Here is a 17,291-nt window from a genome sequence, read left to right as displayed (position 1 = left end):
TACTCAAGCTGAACCGTTTTCAGACTATTGTTCCCCACATCGAAACTGACAAAATCCGGTTTCCGAGTCAGCGGAAAATAGAAGCTTTGTTCCCGCTCATGAACCCGCACCGAGAAGGTCTGCATCGGTTGAAGCTGATTGTTCTCCACATAGCCAAACCCAATGGGCACCTTGAGATCAAAGGCTCCGTTTTTCAGCCCTGTCTCTTTTTCATCGACCTGGGTTTGGGTTACGGTCAATTTCGCTAAGTTGCTATCGCCATCCCAACTGTAGGCAACTTTATAGTCCGGATGTCCACCTCGAAAAACGTACTGATCAAACAAAAACTGGAGATTTCGACCCGTGGCTTTTTCAATCGCACGAAGCAAATCAATTGTCTCTACAGTTTGATGAGCGTTATCGTTGACGAACGTATGAATAGCCCGACGAAAGAGATCATCGCCAAGCTCACTGCGAATCATGTGATAGACACAGGCTCCCTTTTCGTAGATGTGGCTATCGTAGAGTTCAATCGCTTCCCGATAAACATGGGTCACAATTGGACGACGGTAGCGAGAGCTGTCTTCATCCAGATAACTGCGTGCCTGGTGGAGACGGTAGTAGGCTGCCTCATCCTCTCCATACTGATCCGCCGTCCACAGCACCTCTGTGTAGGAGGCCATGCCCTCCTTAATCCACGCATGGGACCAGTGCTTGATCACTACTAGGTCTCCAAACCATTGGTGAGCCAACTCGTGGGCAACCAAACTTTCAGAGTTGCGGTTGTCAATCGCGGCTCGTTCATCCAGCAAGCAGCGATCGGTCAGCAGCGTGGTTGAGGTATTTTCCATCCCCCCAAAGATAAAATCATCCACACACACTTGGGCATACTTGGGATAGGGGTACGCATATCCAAAGCAATGGCTGAAAAACTCCACCATTTGGGGAGTCTTGCCCATCGTACGACGAGCATTGTCCTCTCGCCCCTTTTCCACATAATAGGTAATGAGTTTGCCGTTCCACTCGTCGCGAAGTTCGGCAAAGTCTCCAACTGCTAGCGTTATAAGATAACTGGGATGCACCTCTTTCTGAAACCAGTGAAAGATCTTAAAGTCACCATCAACCTTTACATCCACGAGTTCACCATTGGAGATGGCCATCAGCGGTTTGGGAACTCGCACACGAATTTCAGATGTGGAGAGTTGTCCCGGATAGTCGAAGCAGGGAAACCAAAACCGTGAGTCTTCGTCTTCGCCCTGGGTCCATACCTGAACAGGCTTTTGGGGATAGTGTTCATCTGGAGCAATGAAGTAGAGACCCCGTTGGGGATGATCAACGGCGTAGGCGATCGCCACATTCAGGACATGCCCAATCTGCGTTGGAGCATCCAACTGAATCGTCAACGACTCCCCATCATAATCGAACGCATGGGGCGCATCGTTCACCGCAACCGAAGCGATATTTAAATTGACCGCATCCAGAGTCAGTGCCCTAATACCATCTCGAATCGGATTTAGCCGAATCTGGCAGGTGCCTGTATAGCGCTGGTTCGGAATATCTAAGTCCAAATCTAAGGCGATATGCTCAACTTGCCCTGGGCGATCGGGCGTGTAGTGCGGCTTTGCGCCTGGTAGCTCAAACGATTTATACGTCGGTACATCCAAACGATACTGAGCCTGGAATTGAGATCGCAGCATTCAAACATTGCCCCTGTTCAAGTGACGAAAAACTCGGGTAATAGACAGTTTGACTTGGTTTATTGTCCCAAATCAATTAATCTCTGCTGAAATTAGTATAACAGCAGGCATTCACGCTTCCCTGAGTCAGCATTAAATTTTCATCACACGTTAAATCGGAGCAATTCATACACAAGCGTTTTTAACGATGCTATTAGAGGCTTGAGATGAGTGCCGCCTATTCCAATCTATCCACCCTCACGATTCGCAGGTCACAATACGAGAACTTTGTGTAGAGGCAACATCTTCTCGCCGTTGACGCTCTAACAGCCACCACCAGATTTCCATATAGTGTTCTGACCCTACTGAGAACACTGTAACCATTTACGCTTCTCTGCTAGGCTTACCCGTTGGATCAACTTGCTCTCCAAACCAAAGAGCTGCAAATCCCCTATAAATCCCAACTCCAATCGCTTTGAATTTCATGCCCTTCCAACGACCTTGAGTCAGCATTGTATCGTTGTGGATCTCACTAGCTTTCCATTTCTTGAAGGCATCTTTAGCGGTTGCCGTATACCCGCGTACACCAAAGATATTTTCATACCCATAGCCAGGATAACCTGTACCCAATCGCTGAGGAGCTTCCCAACTGGCCTCAGGATGGGTAGATGAATAGGGTGCATCACTCCAACTATGGGTCGCAAAGCCAATATTTGCATTCAAATCAAGAACGTGGCGGTTCGCAACGGTAGACAATGCTTTCGATAGTGAAATTTTCGGCACTCCTTGGCTGACACGATAACGATTAACCAGTTTGTACAATTTCATCTCTTCTGCGCTTATACCATCTCCAGGTACATAGTTCACAACAGACTGCTGTCGTTCTTGGCTACCTGTTGAAGATGCTGTCAGCGTATAGGATGATGCTCCCTTTTCATTCAGATGAACCTTGATGTAGTAGGTTCCTTGCTTCAGGGTTTCGGAAATAGATTCCTTCGCTATACCAGGCTGCTGCGACTTATACAGCACATTACCTCGACGACTCAGCAGCTTTAAATCAGCGTCCTTTTCAAGATTCCGGAGCTGAAAGTTGTGACTACTTCGGTTTGCCAATTTAAATTTAAGGAGATGAGATTTGTCCCGATCTTCTAATACTCCCTGATAATTTAGCTTTCCATCTTCAATTGTTCCGAGATTTATTTTTTGCTTAGAAGCCATCGATTTGAATGACATATCTACACCTCTGACCAAAGTAAAAATGATTAAATTATGGCGAAATACAGATATTAGCTTGGCTTTTTAAGTGAAATCGCACATAAAAATTTTCCTCCACTGAAATCTCAGGAAGGTTTTCTAAAAAGGATTAGAGTGATCAATTATTGTTTTCTAATCAAGTTAATCAATGAATAAATCTGGGTTCTTATGCTTCTTTAATTCTTTCAACCTAATTTGTCTTTTAAGAATTTCAAAATGGAACCTTATAGTTTCAATTTCCCTTATATTCACTAAAAAGTGTTCAGTGTTAAGCCTGAAATTTTTAAAGTCAATCAATAGGTGGACTCCGTGTTTTTACACCCTCTCTCCTAATTGACTGACAAAACTCACACAACCCTGATTCTCTCGTAGGTTGGGTGAGCGCTAGCGTAACCCAACAGAATATAGGCTAGAGTTGGGTTCCACGTTGTTTCACCCAACCTACTAAAAAAGATTTGTCAGTCAACCAGCCCTCTCTCTGTTGATAGATGATAGGAATACGCAAACTCGATAGCGTGACATTGTTGATTTCACCAAGATTAAGCATTATGCAGAAGACTATGCAGAAGTACGTGTGTACCGTTTGTGGCTATGTTTATGACCCTAGCGTGGGGGATCCAGAGTCAGGTATTGAGCCTGGAACGGCGTTTGATGCCATACCTGAAGACTGGGTATGTCCGAAGTGTGGAGCATCAAAATCAGATTTTGAGCCTCAGCAAGAGGCGTAGCGTTACGGATTAGCGATCGCCTCTCTCCGCCCTTGCGCGATCGCCCAACAGATGCACCAGTCGGTACCGTTTCGTCGGTATTGCCCATGAGGCGGTGCTAGGAAGAATCCGTAAAGAACGCTCACTTGAACACATTGGAGCGCCCTGTATCTTTTTCAATATCTCTTTATTAATTACGTGTCTATGCGTAGGAAAATTCCGCGAGTGTCAAGCGGAATAGGCATGTGGCAGGGCACTTCTAAAACCTCAAAGTACGGTAAAATTCGATCAAATAAAATAACGTCACTTTGCGATCTCAAAATTTTTACAAACCACCATTGCGATGACCATTGCTCACTCCCAAGCGTCTTCTAGTTCTTTAGGCATTGCCTCGCAGCTCGTTAATGGTCTGCTTTCAATCAAACCACTCGCAAATCTCGCGAAGCAGCGTGCCCGCACCATGATGATCCAGCGAGCGGAATCCATCGGTGTGTACTGGCACAAAGAGGTAGAGCAGTTGCGATCGCGCCAAGGCGATGCCGTTTTTTCCCCAGAGTGGGAAGCGGAACTTGCATCGGTAACCAATCCCGATCTGGTTTATCCCGATTACTATGTCACCTCCTTCCACGCCTATGAAGAAGGCAACTTGGGCTGGGAGCCAGCAATGGAGGTTGAGGTGGCTGCCTACGCTGTCCATTCCCGGGTCTGGGGGCCGCAAGAAATTGCTGAAGGAGACGCTCAGCTCCGCCAGAGTTACCACGCTGTCCTCCAAGATACGATTTCTACCCCACCTGACACTGTCTTAGACCTGGGATGTAGTGTGGGCATGAGCACATTTGCACTGCAAACCGTTTTCCCCAATGCTCACGTGATTGGGCTGGATTTGTCGCCCTATTTCCTGGCGATCGCCCAGTATCAGTCCCGTACCAAGTACCAGCACAGCCGTTCTCCCCGTTGGATTCATGCGGCAGCGGAGGCAACCGGGTTGCCAGATCAATCGGTGGATTTAGTCTCGGCTCACTTGCTGTTTCACGAATTGCCTCAGCAGGCAGCGATCGCCATTTTCAACGAGGCGCGGCGCGTATTACGTCCAGGGGGACACCTCGCCATTATGGATATGAATCCACAGTCGGAGGTGTACGCCAAAATGCCACCCTACATCCTGACCCTGCTGAAAAGTACGGAACCCTACCTAGATCAGTATTTCTCGCTAGATATTGAGCAGACGATTTATGATGCTGGGTTTGAACGACCGACCCTTGTGCGTAACTCTCCTCGTCACCGCACCGTTATTGCGCGTGTACGCGATTGAGCTTGGCAACCTGATACGTTGAGAAGCAGCCTCACTCTAGGATCGGTCTGTCAGCTTTGCGACCGAGACCTCTTGTGATGAGAGTTGCACAGTCAGGCGATCGCCGTAGTGGATATCGGGAATTTTGGGCACCAGGAGTTCAACCGTAGACGGTTCCTGAAAATGTCCAAGTTTGGTTTCAGGGTGAGGATAGTACAGCCATCCTGTATAGATGCTGTAATCAACCTGAACCCGACTGCGGCAGAAGGAAAAATCTTCAGCAGCGTGGGCGGGTGACCACTTCACATTCCGGAAGCAGTGAGAGGGATGGTTGACCTCAAAGCAATAGGGATGGATCGAAACATTCAGAGTGCCGAGGAAAAAAGGGGAGAGATCGACGCCGCGATCGCGGAAAAATGGAGCCTGCATTGCAATCGTCCCTGCTCGATAGGGAGAGGTTGTGGCTTGTCCCGATGCAACGCGATGTCCCGGCACTACAACGCCATGCAGCGTGATCCAATCACCAGAACGTGTGGTCATACCTAATTCCTTAAATTCCATTTCCAGATCTAATATCAAGTCTGCTTAAATGCTCACTGAAACCAAACATGGGTTTTTATCCCGACATGATATGAGACTGGAATCGCGGATGTGGCCATTCATTCTGAACTCTCAACTAAGAACTCAAAATTTAGAATCAGCCCGAAGCTCTTGCTTTTGACGATACTCCAGTTGTTTACGTTGCGCGATCGCATAGGTCGGCGTTTCTGACGTGATGCGCTGGAGATAGGCGATCGCCTGGGCAAAGTTTCCACGTTGAGCGTCATTGTACGCTTGCTGGAGATAGTATTGAGCGCGGATATCTCGTTTCTCCTCGTACTCGATAAACTTTTCAGACACGTGAGCATAGGCCGCTGCTTCGGGGGGAATGCGTCGCAGAGCATCCAGAGCCTCTACGAACCGATGCTGATAGGCAAGATTAAATGCGTCTTGCAAAAAGGCGTGTCCTTGCAGATCCACCTGCTGTTGTGCTCGCTGCATAAAAGGAGCTTTCTGGGCATTCCAAAATTCGGTCGCGGGCATATCCCGCCCCTTCCGCAAAACGCCTAACCAATCCTGGGCGTCATACGCTGCCTCTAATTCCCGAAAACGCTGAACCGACTGCTCCCACTCGTACTGCCACTGTTGGATAGACTGCTGAGCTAACAAAAACGATGGACTGTCAGGTGAAATTGAGTTTGCAGTCGCGATCGCCTTTTCTACATTGCCCTGCTGATACTGCTGCGCTGCCCGTTGCAAGGTTTTAGGAGCAGGATCGAACAACGGCAAGGTTTCTGGACGAGATAATACGAGTGAGCCTCCTGCCACTACAAGCACCGATGCGGCGATCGCGACCGCTCCAGATTCAGGGGTAAGCATCCACAATGGCGAGTTTTGACGGGCTGGAGAACCACTCACCAAGGGACTTGATTCCAAGGTAGACGTCACCGGAGAAGACTCCCGCTGGCACAAATCTTGAAGCGCAATCTTACGCCGCTGTTTTCGACGCACTTTAGCAATAAACCGCTGCGTTGATGAGGACGCATTTAGAATTTTGAGCACATCATACGCAGACTGGGCGCGATCGCGGTAGCATTCGCAGGTCATCGCGTTCAGGGCTTGGGTCAAAGCGATCGCATGGCCATGATCAGTTCACTTAAAACCGCAATTCCCAGCGCAAGGTGAGCGGCACGCTGTCCCCATCGCTCAATTCGGTATACGCGACGGAGCGATCGCCGCTGGCGAGACCACCTATGCCAATCCATACCCTCCTCCCTAGCCATTGCGAAGGGCTTAGGGTGCAATTGCATCTAAATGAACCGACTGCGAACCGATGCAATCACAACCATCACTCCACACAACAGACTCAGCAAAAGTCCATTCAAAATCAACTGAAGAAGCTGACTGGTTTGCTCAATACTCATTGCCCTAGATTATTCAGTACATTTGTATTCTATTTCATCTGTCAAGTCTCATCTCAATTCGCTAGAAACCTTATCCAGAAAAGCATTTCAAAGTTTTAAAAAGGCTGTGGATTTCTATCTCATATCCATATATCAACTTTTTTAGATGTATAGATATGTAACAAAAACCTGTGGAAAACCTATTATTTTTTGTGGAAAAGCTGGGGATAAGCCGTGGAAAAGATCGCATTGATCGTATAGAAAGGGATTGAGTACATTCGATCTGTGCAAAAGAACGGTGGTTTTCCACAAGTTTTCCACAAGGTGCGATCGCGTTAATTAAGAGGGTTAAATGATCCCAGATGTTTTCCACATTTTCCACAGCCTCTACTACTACGGATCAGTTTTAAAGTTTTAAAATTCTCGATCTAGTTCAAAGGCAAAAACCGCGCGCAGAAAGCGAATTGAACCTTTCTGAGGCGAGTGATACGATAGCCTTCCAAGCACACCTGCTTTAGTTGTCAACACAGCTCCTCAAGACAGCATATGAAGTTCATCTGCACGCAAACCGACTTAAACGCCCATCTCTCACTGGTCAATAGAGCCGTATCCTCTCGACCCAGTCATCCGATTTTGGGTAATGTTCTCCTCAAGGCTGATGCAGATACTCAACATGTGACCCTAACGGGGTTTGACCTAAGCTTGGGCGTCCAAACCAGCTTTGCGGCTAATGTTGAAGCGGGTGGCACCATTACCCTACCTGCCAAATTGTTAAGCGATATCGTTGCTCGCCTCCCAGAAGGCAATTTGAGCATTGATAACGAAGAGGAAGAACTGACAACGATTTTGACCTGTTCTTCAGGGCGCTACCAAGTGCGGGGGATGAGTGCGGCAGAGTTTCCCGAATTACCTACGTTGAGTGATGCAACTGAAACCCAGCTTCCCGTTGAGGCTTTAATTGAGGGATTGCGCGGCTCTTTGTTTGCCACTAGTTCGGATGAGTCCAAGCAGGTCTTAACTGGAGTGCATGTTGCGGCGGAGACGGATGGTCTTGAATTTGCGGCTACCGATGGTCATCGTCTTGCGGTGGTTCAGACTGTTTCGCCGTCCGATGAAAAAGGATCGGCCAAAGAGAAGGGAGAATCGGTTCAGTTTGATGTCACGGTTCCCAGTAAAGCGCTGCGAGAACTGGAGCGCATGCTGCAAATGCCCGGTTCTGCGGAAGCGATCGCCGTTCGCTTTGACCAAGGGCAGCTTACGGTTGAATGGGATCAGCGACGACTCACCAGCCGATTACTAGATGGTCAGTATCCCAATTATCGACAACTGATTCCGCGCCAGTTTTCGGTGCAGATGACGTTAGAGCGTCGTGCGTTCATTGGTGCGTTAGAACGGATTGCAGTGCTCGCAATTCAAAAAAACAGCATCGTTAAGCTGTCGTTAGACACAACGCGCCAAGAGTTGGTGGTCTCGGTGGATGCCCAAGACGTGGGTAGTGCGCGTGAGGTGGTCTCAGCTCAGATTTCGGGGGATGATCTAGAAGTTGCGTTTAATGTGGTCTACCTCTTGGATGGATTGAAAGTCTTTACGTCCAATGAAGTCCAAATGCAGTTCAATACATCCACGAGTCCTTCCATTATTTCTCCCTTAGGAGGGGCGAAGATGACCTACTTAGTGATGCCTGTCCAGATCCGAGGAAATTAATAGTTTGTGCAATACATTGAGGTGTTCGTAGCGGGAAGCGTCACCGTCAGCACCATGATTGTTGCCCCTAGGTCTGTTTAGTATGACAGATCTGCTAGGGTCAATCTCTCTGAGGCTAGCAACGCAGAGTATACAGGAGCGTCTACCGGAAATATGATTTGTGTATCCAACATGGTGGCAGCCGTAACAGTTGGATTGCTAGGGCGAGAAAGCTCGCTGATTCGACAGTCTACGGAGCCTTCGCTGTACTATATTGTGGTTGCGGGAATCCTTGGTGGATTGCTGCATGGATGGATTGACCGCTAACCGCTGCATTTTTTTAGCACTATGGATCTGCTATCGCTTCTCAGTGCAACGTTATTTTCAGTGTTTGTATTTGTGTTGGGATCGTGCTTTGGGAGTTTTCTCAATGTTGTGATCTATCGAATTCCGGCTGGCTTATCCCTAATTTATCCGCCTTCTCGCTGTCCAACTTGCCTACGGCAGCTTCGGAAATATGACAACGTTCCAATTCTGGGATGGATCTGGCTCAAGGGAAAATGTCGGTTTTGCAAGACTCCAATTTCGATTCGATATCCAATTGTGGAAGCTCTGACCGGAACCTTATTTCTGCTGGTTTATTCCAAGTTTGGATGGTCGTTACCCACCTTGGGAGGCTGGGTACTCCTGTGTTGGCTGATCAGTCTAGCGATCATCGATGTCGATACGATGACGTTACCCAATGCACTTACTCGGTCAGGTTTGGTTATTGGTCTATTGTTTCAGGTCATTCTAGGACTATCGCTGACCGGGACGATTGCGGGGGCCGTGACCCAGCTCATGGGAGGCATTTTTGCAGCGGTTTTAGGGTTATGGCTGTTTGATTTGATTACCCTGGGCGCGTCGATGGCTTTTGGTCAAACCGCGATGGGCGGAGGGGACGCAAAGCTAGCGGCTATGATTGGAGCTTGGACAAGTTGGCAATTGCTGTTGTTGACGGGATTTTTAGCTTGTCTCTTGGGTTCAGTGGTTGGTGGTATTGGCATTGCCCAAGGCTGGATTAGCCGACGACAACCCATTCCCTTCGGTCCGTTCTTAGCCATTGGTGCGGCGATCAGTGCGCTCTTTGGGAATGTATTGATTTCGAGCTATATGAAAATTTTCTTTCCGTCGCTTTGAGAGGACGTGCGACCTAGAAATGAATTAATAGTCTCTAAGTAGGTCGGTTCATCTTCCAGCATCGGAAAATGGGATGTATTGGGGATGATAATGTGCTGAACGCGCTCGCTCAAACTGGCAGCCTGTGCGCCCATCTCTGCTGGAATGATTTGATCGTACTGTCCCGATACGAGCAGGGTAGGCACGGTTAGGCGCTGAAATTCTTGGGGCATGACCTCCGTTGCTTTTTTGCTAACAGAGGTAAAAATCGTTCCCATCGCGGCATCATAATCAGCCTGTAGGAAATCATCCAGAAACGCAATCCGTTCAGCGGCAGGGATGGGACGCTTCAGAAAGCGAGCCATGAATATGCGATCGACTAATGGAATTTTGCTCAGCCAACGGGGACGGAAGGCAACAACATAGCCACCAAATCGATAAAAGGCTTCAAAGGCTTTTTGGTCGTATTCGAAAATGCCGCTACAGGTTAGGATGGCCTGCTCGACCCGCTCTGGATATCGATTTAAGAAAAATGTTGCAACGGAGGCTCCCATGGAGTGAGCGTTAATGTACACCTGGGGTAAGGCTAAAGCGTCCAGCAATAGAGCCAGATCATCAGCGTAGCTCTCTAATTCGTACCCAAGGGCTTGCACAGGTTCAGACACCGGATTGGGCAACAGCGATCGCCCAAATCCTCGCATGTCATAGAGCAAGCAATCAAAGTCGTCTGCGATCGCCTCTGCGGTTCGTCGCCAGTAGCGTGCCGATCCCGCCCAACCGTGAATAAAAACCATCACAGGTTTGTCGCCACTGGGCAAGTGGGGCGATCGCCCAATCCACTCGTAGTAGTGTGAAACCCCGCGAATATCAATGAAAGCCATTGGTAAATCTATCTACCCTATCTATGCAGACTCTGGTTTGGGCAAAGATGATGGGTGAACGAGCAGATCTACGGTCGATCGTTTTTCCACCATTTCGCGAGTAATGACGCAACGGGTGACATCCTTACGCGATGGCAATTCGTACATGATGTCTAACATCAGTTCTTCAACAATTCCGCGTAAGGCTCGCGCCCCCGTCTTGCGTCGGTAGGCTTCCTTGGCGATCGCTCGAATGGCATCGGCTCGAAACTCAAGCTGTACGTTATCCATCCGCAACAGCTTTTGATACTGTTTGGTTAGGGCATTGCGAGGTTCAGTCAAAATCTCAGCCAATGCATCTTCATCCAGGGGATCAACAACGGCCACAACAGGCAAACGACCGATAAACTCTGGAATCATGCCAAACTTGACCAGATCATCGGGTTCCAAGTGACGGATGACGTCAGCATTCCGCTTTTCCTTGGTTGTGCTGGATTCGGTGGGTTGAATAAAGCCCATCGACTTTTTGCCAATCCGTTGTTCTACCGTTTTCTCTAAGCCAACAAACGCACCCCCGCAGATAAACAGGATATTGCTGGTATCAATCTGAATGCAGTCTTGATAGGGATGCTTGCGTCCGCCTTGGGGTGGAACGTTTGCAACCGTTCCCTCCAGCATTTTTAGCAGGGCTTGCTGAACCCCTTCGCCGGACACATCACGAGTGATGGACGGATTTTCGCTCTTACGGGCAATTTTATCGATTTCATCAACGTAAATAATCCCGCGCTGTGCTTCTTCGACATCTAGGTCGGCAACTTGCAACAGGCGCAGCAGAATATTCTCGACATCTTCACCCACATAGCCTGCCTCTGTGAGGGTCGTGGCATCCGCCACCGCAAAGGGTACATCCAATAACTCTGCTAGGGTTTGGGCAAGCAGCGTCTTACCGCAACCCGTTGGCCCAATCAGGAGAATATTGGATTTTTGAAGCTCAACCGTGTCTTCAGATGTCTTGGATTGGCTGTAGCTCAGGCGCTTGTAGTGGTTGTAAACCGCAACCGACAGAACCTTTTTCGCTTCATCCTGACCAATCACATGCTGATCCAGATGCCTTTTAATTTCCCGAGGTTTGGGAATTTGGCCAAGTGAGAGTGCGGGCGATCGCGTCGAGTGACGTTCAGGATGAGTGTCGCGCCGGGGTGAAGGCTGAGGCACCGTAGAGCTGGAGTCAAACAGCTCCTCATCTAGAATTTCATTACAAAGATCGACACACTCATCACAAATATAAACTCCTGGACCAGCAATCAGTTTGCGAACTTGCTCCTGGGATTTTCCACAGAATGAGCATTTGAGATGAGAGTCGTACTTAGACATAAGCGCCTCTTAGTTCACCGGAGCAACAGAATCGACTGGATTAACCAAATCTTGACGTGAAACTACTTGATCAATCAGCCCATAATCTTTGGCTTCTGCTGCGGACATAAAGAAATCTCGCTCTGTATCCGCCTCAATTTTTTCGTAGGGCTGACCTGTGTGCTGTGCAAGCAGTTCGTTGAGCTTACGCTTGTGGTACAAAATTTCCTTGGCCTGAATTTCAATATCCACAGCTTGCCCTTGCGCACCTCCCAGCGGTTGGTGAATCATGATGCGCGAGTTTGGCAATGAAAGTCGCTTACCCTTCGCGCCCCCGGATAGCAAGAACGCTCCCATGCTAGCAGCAAGACCATAGCAAATGGTAACAACATCAGGTCGAACCTGTTGCATCGTGTCATAAATTGCCATACCCGCAGTGACGGATCCACCAGGAGAGTTGATATAGAGCTGGATATCTTTTTCGGGTTCTTCAGCATCAAGGAAGAGGAGCTGAGCCACGATCGAGTCAGCAACCATATCATCTACCGGGGTTCCCAGAAAAACAATGCGCTCCCGAAGCAGTCGAGAATAGATATCAAAAGCGCGTTCCCCTCGTCCGGATTGCTCAACCACCATCGGAATGACGCTTTGGGGCGCAAAATGCGAGGTGGAAGAAATGTTAAGTCGAGGAAATGCTGCGTTCATGTTGAAATCGGACTGCGAGAAAACCATAACAAGCTGGAGCCGTTCCGCGAATAAGTAAATCTACAAATGCAGCTAGAGCGCATAGAGGCTAGCAATACGCTAGTTACTACAGCGTCCCAAGTTCAGTGTACGAACCTTGATGGGAAATGCCCTATCTTCAATTTATTATGCCCTAAGTCTTTTGGAACTGACTGAATCCTAACAGGGTGTTTGAGATCTGTAGAAAATGGTTACAGGGAGAGATGCCTTAGTCTTTTACCCTACAGAATCCCTCCATTTTTTAAGGCGAACGCAACAAAAAATTTATATTTGCGCCAAGGAAAGTTTGAGAGGATGACGATCTCCAAACTTTCCTCACCCTAGACTTTACTCTTTAGACGATTTAGGCTTACTTTTCGTCTTCTTCGCCGTACTCTTGGAGGTTGCTTTCGGTTGCTCTTCAGCCTCTGATGCTACCTCAGCAGTGGCCGACATGTCGGCTTCCGCTGCGTCTATCTCAACCACCGCATCACTAGCAGACTCGGCTACCTCCTCAACCTCAACGGCTGTAGTATTGGCTTCGGATTCTTCTTCAGGTTCAGTCAGAGATCCTTGCGGGACTAGCTCAACCGTGCCATTTTCCTCTAAGAAGGCGACCACTTTTTCCCGGATCAGCTCTTCCTCCACTAGGGACTTGAGTCGAGCCATATCAATAGATTCTGGATCTTGCTGACTGTCCTCAATCACCTCCTGCATCTTGGCGTTGAGTTCATCATCTGCTACGGTGATGGATTCTTGCTTTGCCACTTCGGCCACGGCGAGCGATCGCTGGATTTGGGCGATCGCATCGGGTCGAGACTGCTCACGCAAGCGTTGAACAATTTCACGGGTAAACAATTTTTTAATATCGATACCCTGATTAGCTAAGCTCATGGCCGTTTGGGTCAGCATTTGGTCAACCTCTTGCTGAATCATCGTTTCAGGAACCTCAACTTCGATGTGCTTAGCTAACTCGTCTAGCAATGCTTTTTCCTTGTTGGCACTGGTAGCATCTTCTGCCTCTTTCTGGTAACGCTCTTCCAAGGACTGGCGAAACTCTGCGATCGTCTCAAACTCGCTAACGTCTTGGGCAAAGTCGTCATCTAGGTCAGGGAGCTCTCGCTCTTTAATTTCTTTAAGGGTGACTGTGAAAACGACGGCTTTTCCGGCTAAATCCTCCTGGGAATAGTCATCTGGGAACGCGGTTTCTACATCTTTTGTTTCGTCGATTTTCATCCCGACGATGCCTTCAATAAAGCCAGGGATGAAACGTCCCTCTGTAAGCTCAACCTGAAAGTCGGTTGCGTTGCCCCCTGAAAATTCCTCTGGCTCTTCGTCACTGCCCTCTGCAGGTTTCAAACGACCTATAAAGTCAACAACGGCAATATCCCCCTCCTGGGCCGCTCGATCTTCAACAGGTACTAAGGTCGCCATCCGATTTTGGTAGCCTTCAAGAACGGAGTCAACGCGCTTTTCGTCGTACGTCACTTCCTCCGCCTTGACGCTTAATCCTTTGTATTGCTTAAGGATCACTTTAGGAGGAACATCAACCGCTGCCGAGAACGTGAGGGGCGATCCAGGCTGAAATTGCTGGATCAAATCGTCGAACGAGGAGCGAAGTTGAAAATTGCCGATCGCCTCAATTTTTTCTTGTTCAATAGCTTGCCGAAAACTGTCCTGTACAAGCTCTTCGACAGCGGCAGCCTTAATTTGGCTGGATCCAAAGCGTTGGATGAGAACTTGCTTGGGAACCTTACCCTTACGAAACCCAGGAATATTGGCAGAGCGCATGAAGGTTTGGAGAACCTTGTCATACGCTTGCTGGGCAACCTCTGGCGGTATTTCAATTTCAAGGCCGATTTGACTAGCGGGAAGCTTTTCCTGGGTAACTTTCATTAGTAGCGCCGTGAACTTTTAGGGTACATTAGATGTCATGCAGATTAAACAGTCGCTGCTTTCCTCGATGCACAAGCATTTTCCCGTTGCTGGCGATCGCGTTACGGAGGTGTCTTGTTTCACTCTGCAGTATGCTATGTTAGCCGATTATGGTTCCTAGTCACCAGAACTAAGGGAGTGATTTAGTGTTTTTTTAGTGACATTGACGCCTTGATTTGACGCCCTGATGGAGTGCGAGGTGCTCGTCTCTGACAACTGATTGCCGTGATAAATTGGCTAACTTGGCAGGATGGGTGATTGAAGTCGTTTGGCCTCTCTTCTTATAAAAGTCTATAAATAATGTAGAAGTGAGTGAGCATTAGTCGGCTTGAGGGAAAAGCGAGGTCGTAGTGGGCGGACACAGGATTTGGGAACAAGCTTCTTTACAATTGAATCGAATCTTTGATTGTGCACAGATTATGTAGATGGTGAAAAGGAGATAGGATAAAGATACATCCGTAAATACAGTGTGGTCTCAGCAGAGCTGAAACGAATATAAAAATTACGCAGGCATAACTTTTGTGTCTCTAGATAGAGACAAAGCTTAGCAGTTGGCTCTAGGTGGGCCGCACGAATCATGTAGTCTTCGTAGATTGCAGCAGAGCCGATGCTACTGCTAGGGTTAATAATTAAAAATGTTCAACACTTTACCCCTGTTCGGTCTATTTACAAAAGTTTTCAATATCATCTCAACAACATAGAGTCTTAATTTGGAGGATGTGAATTTGCCGCAATCCTATCGAGTCGCAATTTTAGGCGCAACTGGAGCCGTAGGTGTAGAGTTGCTGAGCCTACTAGAAACTCGGAACTTTCCTGTTTCAGAACTCCGTCTGCTGGCATCGCCCCGTTCTGCCGGGCGGACGTTGGCGTATCGAGGGGAAGATATTCGGGTGGAGGCGGTGGACGATCGCGCCTTTGATCAAATTGATATTGTGCTGGCGTCGGCGGGGGCTAGTATCTCGAAAGCATGGGCACACAAGGCCGTAGAGGCAGGCGCAGTGGTAATCGATAATTCCAGTGCATTTCGCATGGATCCAAACATTCCGCTGATTGTGCCAGAGGTCAATCCTGATGATGCGAGAAGTCACGCGGGAATTATTGCGAATCCAAACTGCACTACGATCCTGATGGCGATCGCGGTGTATCCGTTGCATAAGATTCAGCCGCTCCGGCGGATTGTGGCCGCTACCTACCAGTCGGCGAGCGGTGCAGGCGCAAAGGCGATGGAGGAAGTTAAAGCCCAAGCGCAAGCGATTCTCAATGGGCAAACCCCTTCTACGGAAGCCTTCCCCTATCCCCTAGCGTTTAATCTGTTCCCCCACAATTCGCCGCTGAATGAGCAGGGGTATTGCCAGGAAGAGATGAAAATGATCAACGAAACGCGCAAGATCTTGGGCGTTCCCGATCTTCGTGTTACAGCAACCTGTATTCGGGTTCCCGTATTGCGGGCGCATTCAGAAGCGCTTAATCTGGAGTTTGAGCGTCCTATTTCTGTAGAAGCTGCGCGTGCTGCGCTGAGCCATGCACCGGGCGTGAAATTAGTGGAAGACTGGACTCAGAACTATTTCCCTATGCCTATGGATGCTAGTGGTCAGGATGACGTTTTAGTTGGGCGCATTCGTCAGGATTTGTCTAATGAATCCGCGTTAGAGCTTTGGATTAGTGGTGACCAAATCCGGAAGGGTGCGGCACTGAACGCAGTTCAAATTGCAGAACTATTGATCAGCAATAACTGGCTGCCCCAAGCTCAGACTCGTGAAGCGATCGCTACTCATTAGGGTATGCCACAGACGACGATGCAACGCTTGAGGAGTAGAGTGTGGTAGATTTTGGACGAGTGATGACGGCGATGATCACGCCCTTTACCCCTGAAGGTCAAGTGGATTACGCCACCGCAGAAAAACTCGCGATCCATTTGGCAAATCACGGTAGTGACACGCTAGTCGTATGCGGTACAACGGGAGAGTCGCCGACGTTGACCTGGGATGAAGAATACGAACTATTTCGCGTCATTCAGAAGGCGGTGACTGGAAAAGCGAAAGTTGTAGCGGGCACTGGCTCGAATTCGACACGAGAAGCCGTTGAAGCCACCGAAAAGGCCAGTCGGCTCGGTTTAGATGGGACACTTCAGGTTGTTCCCTATTATAATAAACCGCCTCAGGAGGGGCTATACCAACATTTTCGGGCGATCGCCGAGTCTGTTCCAGAGATGCCCATGGTGCTGTACAACATTCCGGGGCGTACGGGGCAGAATCTTGCTCCTGAAACTATTGCTCGCTTAGCTGAACTTGAAAATGTAGTGGCGGTTAAGGAAGCAAGCGGCAGTTTGGATCAGGTTAGTCAGATTCGTGCATTGACGCCTGCTGAATTCAAGATTTACTCAGGGGATGATTCGTTAACGCTTCCCATGCTTGCGGTCGGAGCCTGCGGGGTGATTAGTGTAGCTAGTCATCTGGTGGGCGATTTAATTCAGGACATGATTCGCGCCTTTCAAACGGGGGATCCCGACATGGCACTTTCTATCCATTTACAGTTGCTGCCGCTGTTTAAAGTTTTGTTTGTCACAACCAATCCGATTCCTGTAAAAGCGGCAATGGCGCTCCAAGGTTGGACAGTGGGGCGGACTCGCTTACCTCTTTCTGATGCACCCTCAGACGTCGTGCAGCAGGTGCAATCTGTTATGGCAACGTTAGGATTGCTGCCTCAAGGTGTTTGACAACTGAATAGGG

At 48.6% G+C, this 17,291-nt stretch carries 16 protein-coding genes; 7 read left to right on the top strand and 9 right to left on the bottom strand.

Annotated elements, in window-relative coordinates; genetic code table 11:
* Positions 1 to 1,676: M1 family metallopeptidase (locus IGR76_08540; GenBank protein ID MBF2078555.1), on the bottom strand; the 1,676-nt coding region annotated here is incomplete at its 3' end.
* A 363-nt stretch (positions 1,677 to 2,039) separates the two neighbouring features.
* Positions 2,040 to 2,888, bottom strand: coding sequence for a CAP domain-containing protein (locus tag IGR76_08535; GenBank protein ID MBF2078554.1), 849 nt, complete (start codon positions 2,886 to 2,888; stop codon positions 2,040 to 2,042).
* Positions 2,889 to 3,469: 581 nt separating this feature from the next.
* On the opposite strand from IGR76_08535, the gene IGR76_08530 reads away from it, so the two are divergent.
* Complete coding sequence (locus IGR76_08530) at positions 3,470 to 3,637, top strand: rubredoxin (protein MBF2078553.1); 168 nt, start codon at positions 3,470 to 3,472, stop codon at positions 3,635 to 3,637.
* A gap of 322 nt (positions 3,638 to 3,959) precedes the next feature.
* On the top strand, positions 3,960 to 4,928 hold the full coding sequence (locus IGR76_08525; GenBank protein ID MBF2078552.1) for a class I SAM-dependent methyltransferase: 969 nt from the start codon (positions 3,960 to 3,962) through the stop codon (positions 4,926 to 4,928).
* 36 nt (positions 4,929 to 4,964) lie between these two features.
* On the opposite strand, the gene IGR76_08520 is transcribed toward IGR76_08525, so the two are convergent.
* The 3 genes from IGR76_08520 to IGR76_08510 all read right to left on the bottom strand — a co-directional run bounded on the left by IGR76_08520 (position 4,965) and on the right by IGR76_08510 (position 6,712).
* Positions 4,965 to 5,447 (bottom strand): hypothetical protein, encoded by a 483-nt coding sequence (locus IGR76_08520; GenBank protein ID MBF2078551.1) that lies wholly within the window; start codon positions 5,445 to 5,447, stop codon positions 4,965 to 4,967.
* Positions 5,448 to 5,591: 144 nt separating this feature from the next.
* Entirely contained in the window at positions 5,592 to 6,554 is a 963-nt protein-coding gene (locus IGR76_08515) for a hypothetical protein (protein MBF2078550.1), read from the bottom strand.
* Between the two features lie 17 nt (positions 6,555 to 6,571).
* Positions 6,572 to 6,712 carry a hypothetical protein gene (locus IGR76_08510; GenBank protein MBF2078549.1) on the bottom strand — a complete coding sequence of 47 codons (141 nt, stop codon included), beginning with the start codon at positions 6,710 to 6,712 and terminating at the stop codon, positions 6,572 to 6,574.
* A 684-nt stretch (positions 6,713 to 7,396) separates the two neighbouring features.
* On the opposite strand from IGR76_08510, the gene IGR76_08505 reads away from it, so the two are divergent.
* From IGR76_08505 to IGR76_08495, 3 genes are all read left to right on the top strand, one after another.
* Positions 7,397 to 8,554 carry a DNA polymerase III subunit beta gene (locus IGR76_08505; GenBank protein ID MBF2078548.1) on the top strand — a complete coding sequence of 386 codons (1,158 nt, stop codon included), beginning with the start codon at positions 7,397 to 7,399 and terminating at the stop codon, positions 8,552 to 8,554.
* Positions 8,555 to 8,707: 153 nt separating this feature from the next.
* Positions 8,708 to 8,860 carry an L-lactate permease gene (locus IGR76_08500; protein MBF2078547.1) on the top strand — a complete coding sequence of 51 codons (153 nt, stop codon included), beginning with the start codon at positions 8,708 to 8,710 and terminating at the stop codon, positions 8,858 to 8,860.
* 21 nt (positions 8,861 to 8,881) lie between these two features.
* Positions 8,882 to 9,712 carry a prepilin peptidase gene (locus IGR76_08495; GenBank protein MBF2078546.1) on the top strand — a complete coding sequence of 277 codons (831 nt, stop codon included), beginning with the start codon at positions 8,882 to 8,884 and terminating at the stop codon, positions 9,710 to 9,712.
* Here IGR76_08495 and IGR76_08490 read toward each other — a convergent pair.
* The 4 genes from IGR76_08490 to IGR76_08475 form a co-directional block, all read right to left on the bottom strand.
* On the bottom strand, positions 9,682 to 10,572 hold the full coding sequence (locus IGR76_08490) for an alpha/beta hydrolase (protein ID MBF2078545.1): 891 nt from the start codon (positions 10,570 to 10,572) through the stop codon (positions 9,682 to 9,684). The two genes, IGR76_08495 and IGR76_08490, sit on opposite strands and share 31 nt — an antisense overlap.
* Before the next feature lie 21 nt (positions 10,573 to 10,593).
* The gene (gene clpX / locus IGR76_08485) at positions 10,594 to 11,925 is read right to left on the bottom strand and encodes an ATP-dependent protease ATP-binding subunit ClpX (protein MBF2078544.1); all 1,332 of its coding nucleotides are present in this window, start codon (positions 11,923 to 11,925) and stop codon (positions 10,594 to 10,596) included.
* A gap of 9 nt (positions 11,926 to 11,934) precedes the next feature.
* A complete protein-coding gene (clpP, locus tag IGR76_08480) occupies positions 11,935 to 12,636 on the bottom strand; it encodes an ATP-dependent Clp endopeptidase proteolytic subunit ClpP (protein ID MBF2078543.1) in 702 nt (233 codons plus the stop codon).
* 339 nt (positions 12,637 to 12,975) lie between these two features.
* On the bottom strand, positions 12,976 to 14,523 hold the full coding sequence (locus IGR76_08475; protein ID MBF2078542.1) for a trigger factor: 1,548 nt from the start codon (positions 14,521 to 14,523) through the stop codon (positions 12,976 to 12,978).
* 764 nt (positions 14,524 to 15,287) lie between these two features.
* On the opposite strand from IGR76_08475, the gene IGR76_08470 reads away from it, so the two are divergent.
* Positions 15,288 to 16,340 (top strand): aspartate-semialdehyde dehydrogenase, encoded by a 1,053-nt coding sequence (locus IGR76_08470; GenBank protein ID MBF2078541.1) that lies wholly within the window; start codon positions 15,288 to 15,290, stop codon positions 16,338 to 16,340.
* 41 nt (positions 16,341 to 16,381) lie between these two features.
* Positions 16,382 to 17,278 carry a 4-hydroxy-tetrahydrodipicolinate synthase gene (gene dapA, locus IGR76_08465; protein MBF2078540.1) on the top strand — a complete coding sequence of 299 codons (897 nt, stop codon included), beginning with the start codon at positions 16,382 to 16,384 and terminating at the stop codon, positions 17,276 to 17,278.
* Positions 17,279 to 17,291: the final 13 nt, after the last annotated feature.

The organism is Synechococcales cyanobacterium T60_A2020_003 (assembly GCA_015272205.1).
Classification (GTDB): Bacteria; Cyanobacteriota; Cyanobacteriia; order RECH01; family RECH01; genus JACYMB01.
Note: the sequence above shows the minus strand (reverse complement) of the source record. Positions and strands in the feature narration are given on the sequence as shown.